Annotated in this window: 19 protein-coding genes; 8 read left to right on the forward strand and 11 right to left on the reverse strand. The window is 59.8% G+C overall.

What is annotated here, in order from left to right; all coding sequences use genetic code 11:
- Positions 1-116 precede the first annotated feature (116 nt).
- The gene (locus ACID345_RS11345; RefSeq protein ID WP_011523004.1) at positions 117-1,172 is read left to right on the forward strand and encodes a glycosyl hydrolase; all 1,056 of its coding nucleotides are present in this window, start codon (positions 117-119) and stop codon (positions 1,170-1,172) included.
- Here ACID345_RS11345 and truB read toward each other — a convergent pair.
- A complete protein-coding gene (gene truB / locus ACID345_RS11350) occupies positions 1,156-2,064 on the reverse strand; it encodes a tRNA pseudouridine(55) synthase TruB (protein WP_011523005.1) in 909 nt (302 codons plus the stop codon). The two genes, ACID345_RS11345 and truB, sit on opposite strands and share 17 nt — an antisense overlap.
- A 66-nt stretch (positions 2,065-2,130) precedes the next feature.
- Between truB and ACID345_RS11355 the strand changes: the two genes are divergently transcribed.
- A complete protein-coding gene (locus tag ACID345_RS11355; protein WP_011523006.1) occupies positions 2,131-2,886 on the forward strand; it encodes a rhomboid family intramembrane serine protease in 756 nt (251 codons plus the stop codon).
- Entirely contained in the window at positions 2,886-3,191 is a 306-nt protein-coding gene (locus ACID345_RS11360; RefSeq protein ID WP_041855641.1) for a YciI family protein, read from the forward strand. Before ACID345_RS11355 ends, ACID345_RS11360 begins: the two co-directional genes overlap by 1 nt.
- Here the strand turns inward: ACID345_RS11360 and ACID345_RS11365 are convergent.
- The 6 genes from ACID345_RS11365 to ACID345_RS11390 form a co-directional block, all read right to left on the reverse strand.
- A complete protein-coding gene (locus ACID345_RS11365) occupies positions 3,188-3,895 on the reverse strand; it encodes an SDR family oxidoreductase (RefSeq protein ID WP_187148990.1) in 708 nt (235 codons plus the stop codon). The genes ACID345_RS11360 and ACID345_RS11365 overlap by 4 nt on opposite strands.
- A gap of 110 nt (positions 3,896-4,005) precedes the next feature.
- Positions 4,006-4,377, reverse strand: coding sequence for a hypothetical protein (locus tag ACID345_RS11370; RefSeq protein WP_011523009.1), 372 nt, complete (start codon positions 4,375-4,377; stop codon positions 4,006-4,008).
- Between the two features lie 45 nt (positions 4,378-4,422).
- The gene (gene folE, locus ACID345_RS26485) at positions 4,423-5,022 is read right to left on the reverse strand and encodes a GTP cyclohydrolase I FolE (RefSeq protein WP_011523010.1); all 600 of its coding nucleotides are present in this window, start codon (positions 5,020-5,022) and stop codon (positions 4,423-4,425) included.
- Positions 5,023-5,031: 9 nt separating this feature from the next.
- Positions 5,032-5,439 (reverse strand): 6-carboxytetrahydropterin synthase, encoded by a 408-nt coding sequence (locus ACID345_RS26490; protein ID WP_011523011.1) that lies wholly within the window; start codon positions 5,437-5,439, stop codon positions 5,032-5,034.
- Positions 5,436-5,849 (reverse strand): 6-carboxytetrahydropterin synthase, encoded by a 414-nt coding sequence (locus tag ACID345_RS11385; RefSeq protein ID WP_011523012.1) that lies wholly within the window; start codon positions 5,847-5,849, stop codon positions 5,436-5,438. Before ACID345_RS11385 ends, ACID345_RS26490 begins: the two co-directional genes overlap by 4 nt.
- A gap of 9 nt (positions 5,850-5,858) precedes the next feature.
- Positions 5,859-6,932, reverse strand: coding sequence for a glycosyltransferase (locus ACID345_RS11390; protein WP_011523013.1), 1,074 nt, complete (start codon positions 6,930-6,932; stop codon positions 5,859-5,861).
- Positions 6,933-7,134: 202 nt separating this feature from the next.
- Here ACID345_RS11390 and ACID345_RS11395 point away from each other — a divergent pair, with 202 nt between their 5' ends.
- Positions 7,135-7,536, forward strand: coding sequence for a TlpA family protein disulfide reductase (locus ACID345_RS11395; protein WP_011523014.1), 402 nt, complete (start codon positions 7,135-7,137; stop codon positions 7,534-7,536).
- A 61-nt stretch (positions 7,537-7,597) separates the two neighbouring features.
- Here ACID345_RS11395 and ACID345_RS11400 read toward each other — a convergent pair whose 3' ends face one another.
- Together ACID345_RS11400 and ACID345_RS11405 are read right to left on the reverse strand one after the other, a co-directional pair.
- Positions 7,598-8,008 (reverse strand): DoxX family protein, encoded by a 411-nt coding sequence (locus tag ACID345_RS11400; RefSeq protein ID WP_011523015.1) that lies wholly within the window; start codon positions 8,006-8,008, stop codon positions 7,598-7,600.
- Positions 8,009-8,101: 93 nt separating this feature from the next.
- The gene (locus ACID345_RS11405; protein WP_011523016.1) at positions 8,102-10,642 is read right to left on the reverse strand and encodes a heavy metal translocating P-type ATPase; all 2,541 of its coding nucleotides are present in this window, start codon (positions 10,640-10,642) and stop codon (positions 8,102-8,104) included.
- A gap of 392 nt (positions 10,643-11,034) precedes the next feature.
- Between ACID345_RS11405 and ACID345_RS11410 the strand changes: the two genes are divergently transcribed.
- The gene (locus tag ACID345_RS11410) at positions 11,035-11,262 is read left to right on the forward strand and encodes a hypothetical protein (protein WP_011523017.1); all 228 of its coding nucleotides are present in this window, start codon (positions 11,035-11,037) and stop codon (positions 11,260-11,262) included.
- Between the two features lie 59 nt (positions 11,263-11,321).
- On the forward strand, positions 11,322-12,059 hold the full coding sequence (locus ACID345_RS25445; RefSeq protein WP_011523018.1) for a phosphatase PAP2 family protein: 738 nt from the start codon (positions 11,322-11,324) through the stop codon (positions 12,057-12,059).
- On the opposite strand, the gene ACID345_RS11420 is transcribed toward ACID345_RS25445, so the two are convergent.
- A complete protein-coding gene (locus ACID345_RS11420) occupies positions 12,060-12,536 on the reverse strand; it encodes a DUF1348 family protein (protein WP_011523019.1) in 477 nt (158 codons plus the stop codon).
- A gap of 627 nt (positions 12,537-13,163) precedes the next feature.
- Between ACID345_RS11420 and cyoE the strand changes: the two genes are divergently transcribed.
- A complete protein-coding gene (gene cyoE / locus ACID345_RS11425) occupies positions 13,164-14,096 on the forward strand; it encodes a heme o synthase (protein WP_011523020.1) in 933 nt (310 codons plus the stop codon).
- A 25-nt stretch (positions 14,097-14,121) separates the two neighbouring features.
- Here cyoE and ACID345_RS25450 read toward each other — a convergent pair whose 3' ends face one another.
- Positions 14,122-16,710, reverse strand: a complete 2,589-nt coding sequence (locus tag ACID345_RS25450; protein WP_011523021.1) for a protein kinase domain-containing protein — start codon at positions 16,708-16,710, stop codon at positions 14,122-14,124.
- A 113-nt stretch (positions 16,711-16,823) separates the two neighbouring features.
- On the opposite strand from ACID345_RS25450, the gene ACID345_RS11435 reads away from it, so the two are divergent.
- Positions 16,824-17,852: an ABC transporter ATP-binding protein gene (locus ACID345_RS11435; protein ID WP_228370765.1), complete on the forward strand. Its 1,029-nt coding sequence runs from the start codon at positions 16,824-16,826 to the stop codon at positions 17,850-17,852.

Consider the following 17,852-nt stretch of genomic DNA (forward strand, 5'->3'; position numbering starts at 1 on the left):
AGATTTCAGGTTTCTACAACGGTGCGATTAGACCCGTGTTGGGCGACCCCGACAATTAGACGATGGTATGTAGCGATGCCTTCGTATCCCACGCCATGCGGTAAACTGGCCGCGAAATGAGACCTCGGAAAACAACCAGCGCTTGCCTGCTGCTCCTCGCTTCGGTCGCTTCAGCCCAATGGCAGATGCAGGAGTCGCATAGCAACGCTGGTCTGCGCGGCATCCACGCCGTGAATTCGACGATCGCGTGGGCTAGCGGCACCAACGGTACGGTCTTGCGCACCACAGACGGCGGCACGCACTGGCAGAAATGCGCCGTGCCACCCGACGCCGACAAGCTCGATTTCCGCGCGGTATGGGCATGGGATGACCAGAACGCTTACGCAATGTCAGCCGGGCCGGGTGAGTTATCGCGTGTCTACGCCACGTCGGACGGCTGCACGCATTGGTTTGAAATCGGACGTAACAAGGATCCCAAAGGCTTCTGGGATGCCATGGTCTTCGCCGCTGACGGAAAGCTGCGGAACGGGGTGGACCGCACTGGCGTTCTGATGGGCGATCCAGTGGAAGGGAAATTCTATGTCGCCAAACAGAAGTTCGGTCGCGGCTTTCGCATGGCGGACGACTTCTCCTGCTCGCCGAATCCCGACGAATCGGCGTTCGCGGCGAGCAATTCTTCGGTGGCCGTACTTCCCTTGCAAATCATGGTTGGAACCGGTGGCAAGAGCGGCCCGAGAGTGCTGATTTCCGTGCCGATGATGAGCAAAGATACGTGCACCGCGTATCCGGTTCCGCTTGCGAGCGGCGCAGATTCTACCGGAATCTTTTCGCTGATATTCCGCACGGCACAGATTGGAATCGCAGTCGGTGGCGATTACCAGAAGCCTGATGCGACCGCCGGTACCGCAGCCTGGAGCAACGACGGCGGCCATCATTGGACGGCCGCAACCACGCCACCACACGGCTATCGCTCCGCCGTCGCATGGGACGAGGCTAAAGGCGTCTGGATCGCCGCCGGCACCAACGGTTCCGACCAATCGCGCGACGATGGTAAGACCTGGGAACCGCTGGATAAAGGGAACTGGAACGCGTTGTCGCTTCCCTTCGCAGTCGGACCTAACGGACGGATTGGCAAGTTCGCAGATGTGAAGCCAACTACTTCGTCGCGATGAGTTGATTCGCCGGCATCACCAGCTTGGGATGAAACAGCGTCCCGGCGATCCGTTGTGCCACGCACACAATCTCCGCCTGACCGGCGAACACCTTCACCAGCTTCGCCTTGGAAAACTCCGGCAGATTCACGGCGCGCCCATTGCGGATGTAAGCGACGGTCTCGTCGTTCGCGGTGACGCACGGCAGCTGCGGCAGAATGCGGCGTGGGTGGACGAACAACTCCTCCGGATTCCCTTTTGCCACGGCCGTTTCCACCGCTTCCAACGTGTGTGCCTGGTCAATCGTGAACTCTGCGACGGTTGTCCGCCGCAAGCTAGCGAGGTGGGCGCCGCAACCGAGCTTTTGCCCAAGATCATGGGCGAGTGAGCGGATATAGGTACCAGACGACACGTGCGCCCGAAAGCCGATGCGGTCGGGAGCAGAGCCTTCGAAGACCTCGAACTGAAAGACTTCGATCGCGCTAGGTTTAAGTTCTACTTCAACGTTCTTGCGAGCCAATTTGTAAGCGGGAACGCCATTAATTTTCTTCGCCGAGAAGGGTGGTGGAAGCTGCGAAAGTGGCCCTACGAATTCCCTGCTCGCCTCACGCACGCCTTCAAGTGCCACTTGAACTGTCTGCGCCTCTCCTACGGTCTCCCCTTCCGCGTCGTAGGTGTTGGTCGCAAAGCCGAATCGGATTTCGCCTTCGTACGACTTCTCAGAATGGTTGTAGAACTGGGAAAGGCGGGTGTAGCGCCCGAGAACCACGGGCAAAACGCCGGTCGCCATCGGATCCAAAGTACCCAGATGCCCGGCCGAGCGCTCGGAAAGCACGCGGCGCAACCGCGCGACCACGTCGTGCGAGGTCCAGCCTGCGGGCTTGTCGATGACGAGAACTGCGTCGAGGGGCATTCTCTGCTATCGTACCTGAAGGCGGCGCTGGCTTGAACTTCCGCGCGCCGGCCTGACTCTCGCGACATGATTCCCCTGAAAGACGATACCCCGCGGTTCAGCACTCCGTACGTCACGTATTTCCTGCTGGGCTTCAATGTTCTTGTGTTCCTGCTCCAGAAATGGGTGGAGTGGGCGCAGGGCGCCGTCGCTGCCGACCAACTGGTGCTCGTCTTCGGATTGATCCCGATCAAAATCCCAATCGTCCTCGCTGGCGGCCAAGTTCCTCTCAAGATTGTCGGCTACCTGGGGATGCGCTACGTCACCCCACTCGGAGCATTTCTGCCGATCCTCACCTCCATGTTCTTGCATGGTGGGTGGTGGCACATCATCGCCAACATGTGGGCGCTCTGGATCTTTGGCGACAATGTCGAGGACTACCTCGGACACTTTGCCTACCTGCTGTTCTATCTCGGGGCGGGAATCGCTGGTGCGATCGTGCACGTGATCTTCAACTGGAACTCGGTTATCCCCACGGTCGGCGCCAGCGGTGCGATTGCCGGCGTGATGGGCGCGTACTTCGTGCTCTATCCCAAAGCTCGCGTGCTGACGCTGGTTCCCTTCTTCTTCGTGTTTTTCGTCTGGTTGCCGGCGTGGATCGTCCTCGGCTTCTGGTTCCTGGCGCAATTCCTGAACGGAGCAGCCAGCGCGATCTCCGTCCAGCGCGGAGCCACCGGAGGCGTTGCCTTCTGGGCCCACGTTGGAGGATTTCTAACCGGACTGCTGTTGATCAAACTTTTGCCACAACGACCGCGGCTCTACCGCTACAGTGGATGGAATTAATGGCTCATTTTTTCATTAAGCTGATCGGCCCTCGTCCGACTTTTCCCTTCGACATGAACGAGAGCGAACGTGCCCTGATGACGCAGCACGCCCAGTACTTCCAGGAGCGCTTTAACCAGCGGAAGGTCCTGATCTATGGTCCGGTGATGGACCCCCAAGGCCCTTACGGCATGGGTGTGCTCGAAGTTGCCGATGATGCGGAAGCACGCGGCATCATGGATGCCGACCCCTCGGTGGTCGCCGGCTTGAATCGGTACGAGATGTATCCGATGAAGATTGGCGGAGCGCAGGCCTCGGCGGTTTAGAGCGTTCCGGCCGTTGGCCTGATCAATAACTCTTCGATGGTCGCGTTTGCCGGCAGACACAGGGCTGCCACCACGGCATCGGCCACGCTCTCCGCCGACATCATCTTCTCGCGCGGCGCGTCCTTCCAAAATTGCTGCCAGATCTCGGTATCGGTTGCGCCCGGCACCAGCGAAATCACGCGGATACCCCGCGGCCGCAGTTCCTCTCGCAACGTATTGGTGAATGCCAGTAATCCCGCTTTCGAGGCGCTGTACGCGGCCATGCCCGGAAACGCCGTGTTGGCGGCGACCGAGACGTTATTCACCACCGTCGCGCCAGGAGACATCATCGGCAACGCTGCGCGTGTGCAAAGAAATGCGCCCGTGAGATTGGTCTCGATGCAGGCTTGCCATGCCTCGAGCGAAAGATGGTCCACCTGCGCGTTGCGCTGCGCCAATCCCGCGTTGTTGACGAGTACATCGATCTGCGAATAGTGCCGGTGGATTGCCGCGAACAACTCGTCAACCGAATCCTCGTCTCGCACATCGCAAACGTGGCTGACGACGGTCCCGCCATCGCGCTTGATCTGGTCAGCTGCATGATGGAGCGTGTGTTCATCGCGCCCGGTAATGATCACGCTCGCGCCTTCTTTGGCGACCGCACGCGCCATGGCAAGGCCGATCCCGCGGTTGCCGCCGGTAATCAATACAACTTGATCTTCCAAGCGACGCAACTCAAGTGGAGGCAATTTACGCCTGACGATGCGAGCTTCGGGTTTCTTTTGCGTCTTCTTCCTGGCCATAGCGACGCAACGATTCTAAACCTGCGTCACCGTTATTTCTTTTTCGGCGTCTCCCACACCGGGCGCGTCACGAAGTAAGTGAGCGAGTCGCCCTTGTCGTAATAGAAGTCCCCTTGCAGGTCTTCGTGGGCATCGCCGAGGTGGCGAATGTCGTGCCACACCACGTGGTTCACCCCGCCGATGCGCCCGGGGCCCGGGATCGGCTCGTATTTCACGTCGCCACCACGACGCGAGAGCCACGGCTCCAGGTCGGAGCGCGGTACGCCGCCGAAGGCGTGGTCTTTGATGTCATAGAGGAGCTTCTTCGGGCCGTCCTCGGCTTTATTCACTTGCTTCCATTCGTAGACGAGCACCATGCCGAGGAGGATCGCGAGCAAGCACAGGATGTATTGAAATGTGTTCATCTGCTCCACTCGGGCGACTGGCTGCCGCCCGAGGAGCCGGCAGACCTAGAAGCCGTTGGTCTTAGAATTGCGCACCAGCGAGAGGAACTCCTCGCGGGTTTGCGGCGCACGAAACGCCCCCAGCATAGCTGAAGTCACTGTGGATGAGTGCTGTTTTTCCACGCCCCGCATCATCATGCACAAGTGGCGGGCTTCGATGATCACGCCTACGCCCAGCGGTTCGATCACGCGCTCAATCGTTTGTGCTATCTCGGTCGTCAGACGCTCCTGAACCTGCAGGCGGCGAGCGAAGACTTCGACCAGGCGCGGCAGCTTGCTCAACCCGATCACCTTGCCGTTTGGGATATACGCGATATGTACCTTACCGAAGAACGGCAGCAGGTGATGTTCGCAGAGGCTGAACATCTCGATGTCTTTGACGATGACCATCTCGTCATAAGTGACGGTGAAGAGCGCGCCGTTGAGCACGGTCTCGGGATCTTCGTCGTAGCCCTTGGTCAAGAACTTCAGCGCTTTGGCATATCGCTCGGGCGTACGCAGCAGGCCTTCACGCTTCGGATCTTCGCCAATTCGCTGCAAAAGTTCAGCGACGAGCTCTTCGTTGCTCGCGCTGGTCAGGGTTGTGGGTTCTTTTTCGGTCTTCATCGTAAGTGCCTATTCGTTTACAACTTCGAAACTGTTCTGCGAGGTTTCTTCAAGTCTTACTTTATCCAGATGAATTTCAGCGAGATTTCGTTTCAGAATCTCAAAGATCGCCAGGCACAGATTTTCCGTGGTCGGCACCAGCTCCTGGAATTCCTTCAGGCAGTTCAGGTTCTGGTGGTCATATCGCTCTAAGATGTGTTTGCGCACCACCCGGTCGACGTCCGCCAGGTTGTAGACCATCCCGGTGTCCGGCGCCACTTGCCCGCCGACGGTCACCTCCAGGGCGTAGTTATGCCCGTGGCCAAAGGGGTTATTACATTTCCCGTAGACTTCGCGGTTTTCGGCCTCGCTGAGCCGCGGCGTATGCAGGCGGTGCGAGGCCACAAACCAATAGCGTCTTGTGAGATGGGCCTTCATGCTTCCCCGAGGTAGTCCACCCACAGGTCGTGCATCTCGTAGAGCCGCACCCGGTGCAGCTTCGCGACGTGCAGCTTCCCTTCCAGGCGCTTCCAGATGGCGATCGCGATGTTCTCTGTCGTTGGGATCTGCGACTTGAACTCCGGAACCTCATGATTGAGGTAACGGTGGTCCATGGCGTCCACCACTTCCCGGTTCATGATTTCCTTGAGCTGTTTCAGGTCCACCACGAAGCCAGTAGTAGCATCCACCGTGCCCTTCACCGTCACTTCCAGGGTGTAGTTATGGCCGTGACCGTTGCTGTTGTTGCATTTCCCGAAGACGCGCAGGTTCTCTTCCGCGGTGAAGTCCGGATTGTGGTAGTGGTGCGAAGCCGAGAACTCGCTCTTGCGGGTGAGATAAACGACCATGTAGGGAGTTTAGACCTTTTCCGCCACCGGCTTGGTCACCGGTTCTTCCGGCGGTGCCGGATAGGAACGGCCCTTCCACGTCACCGCGCCCTTGGCGTAGCTGTTCACGGAGCGCCGCAGCAGCCACGCGAAGATCGGCAGGCCGAAAATCGCGAGCGACTCTGAGAACGCGCCGAAGTGCGCTTTGCGGATGCGGCCAAGGAACTTCGTCCAAAGCGCGACGGCCAGCGCCGTGAACCCCGCGGCGATGAAGAAGCGCTGAAAAAACGCGGCTGCCGTGCCGCAAGCCAAAGCCGCGGCGATCCACGCGAATTCCAACATGCGCTGCGCCGCGAGCTGACGCGCGTCCGGGAACAGCAGCGCCAGGTTTTTCGTCCAGCCTTCGCGAAGCTGACGGAAGTTGCGGTACATGCGCGTCTTCACCATCTCGCCGCCATAGCGGAAATGGAGCCGTCCACCTGCCTCCTTGATGGAGCGCGCGAGATCTACGTCCTCGAGGAGCGTGTGCGCGATAGAAGCATGTCCGCCGATGAGTTCGTAGGCATGTCGCCGCACGAGCAAATATTGGCCGTTGGCGGCAGCGGCCGGCGATCGCGGATCGCTCACTTCGCGCGGCTTGAAAGTTTCGGCAAGCTCGGCGAAAACCACCGGCATCACCGCGCGTTCCCAGAAGGACTTAACCACCTGTTCGGGCGAATACGAGAGCAGGTCGGCGCCGTGTTTCTCGGCTTCTCCAACGGCGCGGGCCAAAGATCCTGGCTTGTGAAAGGTATCGGCATCGGTGAACAGGAACCAGTCGCCGCGGGCATGACGTGCGCCAAAAGCCACTGCGTTCGATTTCCCGCACCAGCCTTCCGGCAGCGGAGGGGCCGACATCACGCGAACCGCGGAAAAGCTCTCAGCAATCTTGCGGGTTCCGTCGGTCGAGCCGTCGTCTACCACGATAATTTCGAACGGGATACCGTCCTGCTCAACGATCGACTCGAGGCAAGCCTCCAGGCATGCTTCCTCGTTGCGCGCAGGGATAATCACCGACACGATGGGTCGCTGGTAGCTACGTCGAATTCGTTTGCGAAATGCCATCCTCTAAAATCCCCGGTTTCGGGGTCCCCGACAAACGCCGTTGTTGCGTTTGCTAGGGTGAGTTTCCCACGTTCCGGGTGTAGCCCCGAAAATAAGCCTTCGATATTATAAGTGCGTGAATCGCATTAAGCACCTCTTGCCTGTCCTGCTACTCGCCCTTTTTACATCCTGTTACCAGGGAACCCACCCAGGACAGATTGGCATGGATGCCCCGCAATTCACCGTTTCCGACGCCGATCGGACTGTTTCTCTCAAAGATTTCCGGGGCAAAACCGTCGTCCTGAACTTCTGGGCGACCTGGTGTCCACCGTGCGTCGAGGAGATGCCCGCCCTCGTCGACCTCCAGAAACAACTCGGCGACAAGGTCGTCATCGTCGCCGTCAGCATGGACGTGGACGAACATGCCTACAAGCAGTTCATTCGCGACCACCACGTGGACCTGCTCACCGTCCGCGATGCCGCCAACAAATCCAACACACTTTACGGGACTTACAAGTTCCCGGAAACGTACGTCATAGATAAAGACGGTAAAATCCGCAGAAAGTTTATCGGCGGCGCCGATTGGACCTCCCCGGATATCGTGAATTATTTGAAATCGCTATAAAACTCCTGAAAAACGAAGAAAGCGGGCACATGGCCCGCCTTTTGTCGTTGGTCTGGCTCCATTAAGTGAACAGCGCCCGAACCCGCTGGTTGCGGAGATACACACCAGCCCACACGACGATCCCGAAGATCACCGGGAAAATGGTATTGAAGGCCACGGAGTGCACGCGCAGGTTCGTGACCACTGCGCCGCCGAGATAGCCGGTCAGCAACATCGCGCCGAGTACCGAGGTGCGCGGGATCGCGTACAGCGTAGTGCAGACCAACAGAATGGCGCCAATGCGAACGATCGTCGGTGGATCGAATCCCAGAGGTCCGCTGGCAGCGACCACATGCGGCTCAAGGATGACCTTCATGAGGCCGTCGAAGAGGAGGAACAGGATGGCTACGCTGCTCAGCACGCGGCCGGTCCAGAGCGCGGCTTTAGAGGTTGAGGTTGCCGGGATTGAGAAGTTCGTCGTGATTGCCGCCATGGCCGTATCCACCTTCGATTAGGTTTGCGCCGCGTTCGCGCTCACAGGTGTATCGAATAGCGACAGGATGGATCGACATCGGACAAAAGATTTTTAAAGCTTCACGTTTCGTAGCCGCAATGCGTTGGTGATCACGGACACCGAGCTGAAGCTCATGGCCGCCGCGGCGAGAATCGGGCTGAACTTCCAGCCGAAGATCGGATACAGCGCCCCGGCAGCGATGGGCACGCCGATAGCGTTATAGAAAAATGCGAAGAACAGGTTCTGGCGGATGTTGCGCATCGTCGCCTCGCTCAGGCGTCGAGCGCGTATGATGCCACGCAGGTCGCCTTTCAGCAGCGTAATTCCGCCGCTCTCCATGGCGATATCGGTGCCGGTGCCCATGGCGATCCCAACGTCGGCAGCGGCCAGGGCGGGCGCGTCGTTGATGCCGTCACCCGCCATCGCGACCACTTTCCCTTGCTTGCGGAGTTCCTCTACGACCTCGGCTTTTCGCTGCGGCAGGACCTCCGCTTCGAAGCGCTTGATTCCAAGTTTGGCCGCGACCGCTTCGGCCGTCGTTTTGTTGTCTCCAGTGAGCATCACGACCATGAGCTTTTCGTCGCGGAGAGCTTGCAGAGCTTCAGGCGTGCCGCCTTTGATGGGGTCAGCGACGCCAAGCAAACCGGCGGCCTTGCCATCAACGGCGACAAACATCACCGTCTGCTCCGGATTCATTTGTGCCAACGTTTCAAGTCTCGCTGAAGGCACACCGGCTTGCTGAAGCATGGCCGCATTCCCGACGACTACCGCTCTTCCCTGCACCGTCCCACGCACTCCGAGCCCCGTGACCGATTCAAAGCCGGTGACTTCGAGCAGCGCCAGTTTCTTCTCTTCCGCACCGCGTACAATCGCCGCGGCCAGCGGATGTTCGCTGGCGCGCTCGACCGATGCCGCCAGCAGCAGCACGTCCACTGAGTTAAAGGCGGAATCTGCCCTGACATTCACCAGCGCGGGCCTCCCTTCTGTCAGCGTACCGGTCTTGTCGATCACCAGCACATCCACGCGCTCCATCGTCTCCAGGGCCTCAGCGTTACGGACGAGGACGCCGGCATGTGCGCCACGTCCGGTGCCGACCATGATCGCCATCGGCGTTGCGAGCCCCAGGGCGCACGGGCACGCGATGATCAGCACCGCCACAGCGTTTACCAGAGCGTTGGCGAATCGCGGCTCTGGACCAAACAGCAACCACGCCGAGAAGGTGATGATCGCGACCGCAACCACGGTCGGTACGAAGATTGCCGAGACCTTGTCTGCCAAGCGTTGGATGGGAGCGCGGCTGCGTTGCGCTTCTCCAACAAGTCTCACGATCTGCGCCAGCATCGTCTCGCCGCCCACGCGCTCGGCGCGCATCACGAACGAGCCGTTCCCGTTCAGCGTGCCGCCAATGACCTTCGCACCTTCGCGCTTCTCCGTAGGGATCGACTCGCCCGTGACCATCGACTCGTCCACCGAACTGCCGCCCGAAACCACAATGCCGTCCACGGGGACCTTCTCGCCCGGCCGCACGCGCAGTCGGTCGCCCTGTCGCACTTCGCTTAGTGGAACATCGTGTTCGGTTTCGTCGGATTCGACGCGGCGAGCCATCTTCGGCGCGAGGTCGAGCAAGGCGCGAATCGCGCTGCTGGTCTGGCTCCGAGCGCGCAGCTCGAGGACCTGGCCGAGTAGGACGAGCACTGTGATCGCCGCCGCGGCCTCGAAGTACACGTCGGGCACGCCATGCGGCCCGCGCAGGCTCTCGGGAAAAATCCCCGGCACGATGGTCGCGACGGCGCTGTAGATATATGAAACGCCGACGCCCATGCCGATCAGCGTGAACATGTTCGGGCTGCGGAATTTCAGCGATGCGGCAAAGCGCTCAAAGAACGGCCACCCTGCCCAAACCACGATCGGTGTTGCCAGCGCAAACTCGATCCACGCCACCATGCGCGCATTGAGTGCGTGTGCGAGAGGACCGAGCATGTGTCCCATCGCCAGCACCAACAGCGGCACGCCAAGCCCAACGCTCCACCAGAAGCGCCGCGTCATCGAGATGAGTTCAGGATTTTCTTCTTCCGCCGCGGTGACCGTACGCGGCTCCAGCGCCATTCCGCATTTCGGACAACTGCCCGGGTGATCGCTCACCACCTCCGGATGCATCGGGCAAACGTATTCCGTCTTGGTCACCGGCGCTGCGATGGTCTCCGGCTCCAGCGCCATACCGCATTTCGGGCAGATCCCAGGCCCACCTTGCCTGACTTCGGGATCCATCGGACAGGTGTAAATTGCGGCGCTTGGCGGCGGCGGTGCTGGTTTCGGCTTTGCGGCGGCCGCGCCGATCTGCGTCAACGGTGCGGCGCCGATGGTGATCGGTGCATGCCCCATTCCACCGGGCTTGTAGTTGGGATCGAGATATTTCTCCGGGTCCGCCTCGAACTTGGCGACGCATCCCTTGCTGCAGAAGTGGTACTGCTTCTCCTTGAAGTCGAGCGTACCTGCCGCGCGCTCCGGGTCCACCATCATTCCGCAGACAACGTCTTTCACTCGCTCCAAGTTCTTCTCATCCTCCATCGGCGACCGCGGGATCCATACCGGCTCCACGTCGCGTAAAAGCATTTCCTCAATTTCGAACGACAGCTCCTGCGCGCGGCCCGCAACATAGCGCACTGCACCTAAACGTGGCGGCCCCGGCGGAGCTTCACGCAACGCCAGGTCGGTGATCGCAGACGAACCTACGATATCGGATGTCGCAGTGGGTGTCTGCGATGCAGCCGTGGAGCGTCGCTTCCGCGCAGTAGAGGGTTTCGATTCGGCACTGGATCGCGCCCGCACACGCCGCTTCGGCTTCACCTCGCCCACCGGCGGATCCGGCGAAACCGCTGGCTGGTTCGGTTCGCTGCTCTCCGGGGACTTCTTGCGACGGGCCGCCATGCTCTATATTGATAGTGCAATGCTGCGGCGCGCGAGGTTTAGGACAAAACGCGCCGATTCGTGAGGCGAGGACCAAAATGACCACCGTTGACGTTGTGTTCCGATACGGACAAGTGCCCGGCGAACCAGAGATGCGCGCCCTTGACAACCTCCGCGAGGTCTATGGAATCCGCCGCATTCGCTTTAATGAGAAGGACCGTACCGTTCGGGTTGAATATGACGCGACCCGCCTCAACGAATCCACGGTGGCCGCGCTGCTGCGCCGGTCCGGGCTCGACATCACCGAAAAGCTGCAACTCGTCTAGCTGCATTAAGAATTGTTCAGAAAGACGACACAGGGTTCCTGCTCTGCATCTCACGTCCCGTGAGAAACCAGGCCCTGCTCGTTCTTTTCCTCCTGCTGTCGTTCGGCGTTTCCCTGGCGCAAGACGCTACCCCAGCCGCTCCATGTAGCCTCGGCCCGTTCGGGCGCAATCTCGGACGCGGCAGCAAAGCCATGCTGCATGGCGTTGTGGCCACGCCCCGGAACATGATTCGCCCAAAGAACCTGCTTTGGGAGTTGCCGGTTGCGGGCGCGATCACTGCTTTGGCAGTCACGGACGCCGACCAGCGCGCGGTAGACCACTTCAAGTCCACCTCCACTGAAAAAAGCGCCACCAAGTGGTCCGATATCGGTATCGGCGTGGAACTTGGCGCCGGCGCGATTGGATGGATCGCCGGTTGCGCGACCGACAAACCATCGCTCGCGAACAACACCGTGACGGCCCTCGTGGCTGCGGGATACGGGCAGCTGATCAACCTCGCGGCGAAGGAGACGTTCCGCCGCCAATATCCTTATTCGAGCCCAAACACCGGAGATTTCTTCTACCGCAGCCGCGCCGGTTCGTTTCCGTCTGGACACGCGACCACTGGGTTCGCTTTTGCGGCCGCGATCTCCAGGAAATATCCGCACAATCTGTGGGTGGCAATCGGTTCTTATGGACTAGCAACGGCTGTCAGCGTAGCGCGCGTACCGGCGAAGAAGCACTACCCTTCCGACCTCCTGATGGGTGCCGCCCTCGGCTGGGCGACCGGAACCTACATCGCGAACCACACGCCCTAGCTACAAGCCGAGATCCGACAACCCGGGATGATCATCTGGCCGCCGACCGAGCGGCCATTTGTATTTCCGGTCGGCCTCGGCGATTGGCAGGTCGTTGATGCTGGCATGACGCCGGCGCATCAATCCGTTCTCATCGAACTCCCAATTCTCGTTGCCATAGGAGCGGAACCAATGGCCGGAGTCATCGTGCCACTCATAGGCGAAGCGCACCGCGATGCGATTGCCGTCGAAGGCCCAGAGCTCCTTGATGAGACGGTAGTCGAGTTCCCTCGCCCACTTGCGTTTGAGGAACGCGACAATCTCCTCGCGGCCTTGTGGAAATTCCGCGCGATTGCGCCACACGGAATCCACCGTGTACGCGAGCGACACTCGCTCAGGCTCGCGTGTGTTCCACGCATCCTCGGCACCACGCACTTTTTGAATTGCGGTTTCGCGAGTAAACGGAGGTAGCGGAGGTCGAGCGGCGGATGTAGACATGCAGCTCAAGATGTCAAATTGTTGGGAATCGCTACAGGAAAATTTGCGGAGAGTATTAGAAAGGGCGTTGGTCTGGAGCCTCTGGCCGAAACTCCGATCAACGCCCTTTCTTGCGCCACTTCGTCTGTCATGGGTAATAGCATCCCGTGTGCCAAACCTGTCCACAGGCGCTTCTGCTGAAAACAAAGCATTTTGCGTTCGACTGTCAGAAGCGCACAAAGTAGCTTTTTCACGGAGCGGGAAATTCTTTCTCTTTTTGCCCTGCACATTTTTCCTCCACGCGCGAGCGGCGCAGATCTTCTCACCACGTTTGATCCAGAGTTTCGCCCTCGCGCCTCGTTGATATAGAATTGCGGGTTGCTTTTCAGATGTTTACAGTTTCGTATCTTCGGATGCGACACAATTAGGCGAGGCCGGTAGGCATACGGGGTTGACCGGCGCAGCCGAAGTCGTTGTGGGGTAGTAACCAAGCACAAATTCATCCGGGTTGAGCCTTCGCTTGCCGAAGGAGATGCCCGATTTCCTTCCGGCAACATTGCCAAGGAGCAAGGTCCTGACGCTACACGGGTTCATCACCATCGGGTCGAATTTCCGCGCAGTTCGTTTCCATATTTCGCAGGAGGCCGCATGAGTTCGGTCACACAGCCGCTTGCGGTTCCCCGCCCGGGTGTTGCGTCGCTTCTCCGCGACTACTCTGAATTGACCAAGGCCCGCGTCACCACGCTCATCGTGATGACCGCCTGGACCGGCGCATTCTTCGGCGCGGCCAAATCAGGATTGCCGCTGGTGAGTTGGACGCTGTTCCATGCGCTGCTCGGCATCGGTCTCGTCTCCGGCGGTACAGCCGCGATGAACGAAGTGATCGAGCGTGAGTCCGACGCGCGCATGCGCCGCACCGCCATCCGTCCGCTAGTGACCGGCAGCATGAGCCTGGGCCATGGCATGGTCGTCTCGCTGGTAATGATGATCGGCGGCGCCGGCTATCTTGGCCTCATGACCAATTGGCTCACCGCTGCACTCGCGCTGATGACCAGCGTGGTCTACCTGATGGCGTATACGCCGTTGAAGAAGATCCACCCCATCTGCACCACCATCGGCGCCTTCCCTGGCGCGATGCCGCCGGTGCTCGGCTGGACCGCCATCCGCGGGCATCTCGGGTGGGAAGCAGTTGCGTTGTTCGCCATTCTGTTCTTCTGGCAGTTCCCGCACTTCCATTCCATCGCATGGCTCTACCGTGACGACTACGCGAATGCGGGAATCCGCATGCTGCCCGTGGTCGAACGCGATGGCCGCTCTACGGCGCGCGAGATCGTGATCTACGCAGCCTTCCTGTTGCCGATCACCCTGACACCGTTCCTGCTGCGTTTTGCCGGAAGAATCTACTTCCTGGCGGCGCTGGTGCTTGGCAGCATGCTTTTCTGGGTGAGTCTCCGCATGTTCACCATGAACCTGGCGCCCAGCTCACCGCATTCCAAGAAATACGCGCGACAGTTGCTGCTGGCGTCCGTGACGTACCTGCCACTGCTATTCGCGGTGATGATGCTGGATCGGACGATCTAACGAATCGCTTAAGCTGGCGATGACTCTACGGCTCTTCGAAGTCCAATGCGTACACGTCCTGCGTGCCGGCGTTCCGCGTAATCATAGGTGAGTCGTCAAGGCCGAGGGTGAGCGAGTTGTTGTAGATACCCACGGGCACAAAGGCTTCCAACGATTTCACCTGCTCGCGTTTGCCGTCCTTCAAACTGACGCGATCAATGCTGCCGCCCTTCTGATCGGTCGACAGCATATAAACGTACTGGCTATCTTTGGAGCAATTCAGCCATCCAAGATTGCCGGATGCGATGTCCTTCCACTTCTGGGTTTGCATGTCGTACACCGCGACACGAGTGAAATCACCCGACAGTGCCGGGATATGACGCCCGTCCGCACACCAACGCGGCGAGAAGAGCCCTTCTGAACCGGGTAGCGTAGTTACCTGGCGAGTTTTGACATCGAGGATTTGAATTGTGGAGTCGGGCAGACCAGACGCCCCTCCGAACATAATCTTGGATCCATCAGGTGAATAATTCGGGTCCTGCTGATTTTTAGTCGCGCCCGGCAAAATCTGGCGCGGCGCTCCGCCGGAGACACTCACTTCGAACATATGGCCCAATTTTCCCGCAGGCGATTCGAAGAAAACAATGGTCTGCCCATCCGGAGACCACTGCGGCATCATGGCGTATTCGCCGTCATAGGTGAGTTGGAGCCGGTCACTGCCGTCAGTCCGGCTGCGCCACAAATTCCCTTGTGGGAATTCGACGTACGCCACCCACTGACCATCTTTCGAGAACGCGGCGAACTCGGCCGAAATACCGCCCAAAATCGGCAGGAACTGCCTGCTCTTGGCGTCCCAGCGCATAAGCTCGCCGCGCCGGGTCGAGCCCACGACGTACAGCTTCTTGCCGGCTTTGTCGAAAGCGTGAGACGAGAGTGCGATGGGGCTCGAGGTAATCTGCACCGGCTTCGGAGGCGTGCGTTGGAAAAGCTTGGACGGCGGAGCTGTCCAGAGCTGTCCACCTGACTCGAATACGTAGAACTTGCCATCCGGAGTCCATCCGCCGCAACATTCGAAGTCTGGCGGTGAAGTGAAGCCCGGGAAGACGCGGTGCAGATTTGTGCCGTCCAATCCCACTTCCCACACCGTTGGCGGTGTATCGCCTCGGTCCTGGCGATCGAAGCGCAGAGAACGCCCATCGGGAGAGAAAATCATGTTCGACAAAACAGCGGCTCCGACGCTTGCCACTTTGCGCGCAGGTGCGCCACTGCGGTCCCCGACGAAAATATCTCCCAAATTTGAAAAGACGATGCGATTGCCATCCGAAGACCAGTTTGCCGCTTGCGCAACGTAGTCGCCCAGTGGACGTGGTGAGCCGCCCAGCGTGGCGGCGATCCATAGCGGAGCCGCCACGGCAGAGGGCGCCCTTCGAATCGCGATAAGTTGGGAGGCGTCGGGCGAAAGGGCAATCCCAACAAAATCGCCGGGAAGGCTCACCGTCTTCCTGGGCTCACCGCCGTTGATGGACATCTCTCCCATCCCCTGGGAGTCTTCAAACGCGGCGATCATGAGCAGTCTGGAGCCATCCACCGCGACAAGGCTCTTCGGCCTTCCATCACGGGTAAGCTGAACATAATTCGAAACCCGGGGAATGGACGAGGTGCGGTTTGCAATCCATGCCCCAAGCGCGGTCGCTGCCACGCAGGCCAGCAATCCGAGAAGAATCGGCGTACGGAGATTGCTCCGCTTATCGGGAGCGACGTGCGCGCCGGTCACCGCCGTCATCGTCGAATCCGAGAGCTCCTTCAACGCAAACGCCAGGTCCGACGACGACTGGAAGCGCTGCTCTGGATTCTTTTCAAGACATCGGCTGACAACTCTCTGCAAGCCCGGAGGCGTGCTCGGAACAACTTGTGATATCGGCCGCGGGTCTTCATTCAAGATCGCGGCCATGATGTCGGGCGAGGTCGGCTTGTCGAAGGTCTGCTTGCCCGTGATCATTTCGTAGAGAATGCCGCCGAAGGCAAAGATGTCGGAGCGATAGTCAACATCCTGGCCGCGCACCTGTTCAGGGGACATATAGCCTACCGTCCCCATGACCAAGCCGGGTTCGGTGACGCGCGTGAGCGTCGGTCCGACCGTCGCCGACTGAGCTTGCCCAATCTTGGCGAGGCCGAAGTCGAGAATTTTTACCCGCCCGTCCTTGGTGATGAAGAGGTTCTCAGGCTTGAGGTCGCGGTGAACGATTCCCTTCTCGTGCGGTGCGGCAAGGCCGTTCGCGATTTGCACACCGTACTCGATGGCTTTGCGCAGCGGGATCGGCCCATGCTTTAGACGTTCGCGCAGGGTTTCGCCGTCGAGCAACTCGGTAACGAGATAGCTGACACCAGTCGGATCGGTTGCAAATTGATAGACGGCAAGAATGTTGGGGTGGTTCAAGGCCCCCGCGGCCCGGGCTTCTTGCTCAAATCGGAGCAGGCGTTCGGGATCGTCGGTGACCGAACTGGGCAGGACCTTGATCGCCACTTCGCGGTCAAGCCGGCGGTCGTGCGCGCGATACACCTCGCCCATGCCACCCGCTCCGAGCGGTGCACGGATTTCATACGCTCCCAGGATCGTTCCAGGCGCCAGAGACATTGTTTGGGCGAGGATTATACCTGCCGCAGCGAATTCGACGAATGAGTTTGCGAGAGAGTCAATCCCCGGTTCGCTGTGCCGCGCAGGTCGCTTTGCTCCATTACAATGAATCTGTGAGTGTTTCCACGACAATTCCTGCGTCTCCGGCGGCCAATGCTGCGGGGACGGGCGCGTCCGTGATCGAAGTGCAGGACCTGCGCCATACCTATGACAAACGAGTGGCGCTCGACGGAGTTTCCTTCGCCGTCCGACCGGCTGAGATTTTCGGGCTCCTCGGGCCGAACGGCAGCGGCAAGACCACCATGTTCCGCATCCTCTCGACGCTGATGATCCCAACCGGCGGCCGGGCGCTAATCCAGGGGCACGATGCTGCGAAGGATCCGGCGGCATTGCGGCGCGAGATCGGCGTGGTCTTCCAGGCCCAGAGCATCGACGTGAAGCTGACTGCCGCCGAGAACCTGACCCACATCGGACATCTCTACGGCCTGAAAGGCGCAGCACTGAAGCAGCGTGTGGACGAAATGCTGCGGCGCGTGCGGTTGGACGATCGCGCGAACGAGAGGGCCGAAACGTTTTCGGGCGGTATGCAGCGAAGACTCGAGTTGGCGAAGGGACTTCTTCATCATCCCAGTGTTCTCTTGCTCGACGAGCCGACAACCGGACTTGATCCCGGAGCGCGGCGCGATCTTTGGCAGTATCTCCAGGTGTTGCGCGATGAAGAACGCGTGACCGTGATCGTCACGACTCACCTGATGGAAGAGGCTGAGAAGTGCGACCGCCTGGCGATTTTGAGCTCCGGCAAATTAGTTGCTCTCGGTACGCCGGCAGAATTGAAGCGGGAAATTGGCGGCGACGTGATCGTGCTCGAGACCGAGCATCCAGAGGCGTTAGCGGAGCACATTAACCAACGCTTCGGCGTGGAAGCCACCGCGCTCGACGGCAAAGTTCGCTTCGAGCGTGAGCAGGGACATCGCTTCGTGACCGACGTGGTCGAGGCCTTCCCCGGCGAGATTCAGTCCATCTCCGTCGCCAAGCCGACGCTCGAGGACGTATTCATCCATCGCACCGGCCACCGTTTCTGGACAGAAGACGAGCAAGCCAAGCAGGCCGAAGCCGCCGGCAAGAAAAAGAAGAAAAAGTGA

The organism is Candidatus Koribacter versatilis Ellin345, from assembly GCF_000014005.1.
GTDB classification, from domain to species: Bacteria; Acidobacteriota; Terriglobia; order Terriglobales; family Acidobacteriaceae; genus Korobacter; species Korobacter versatilis_A.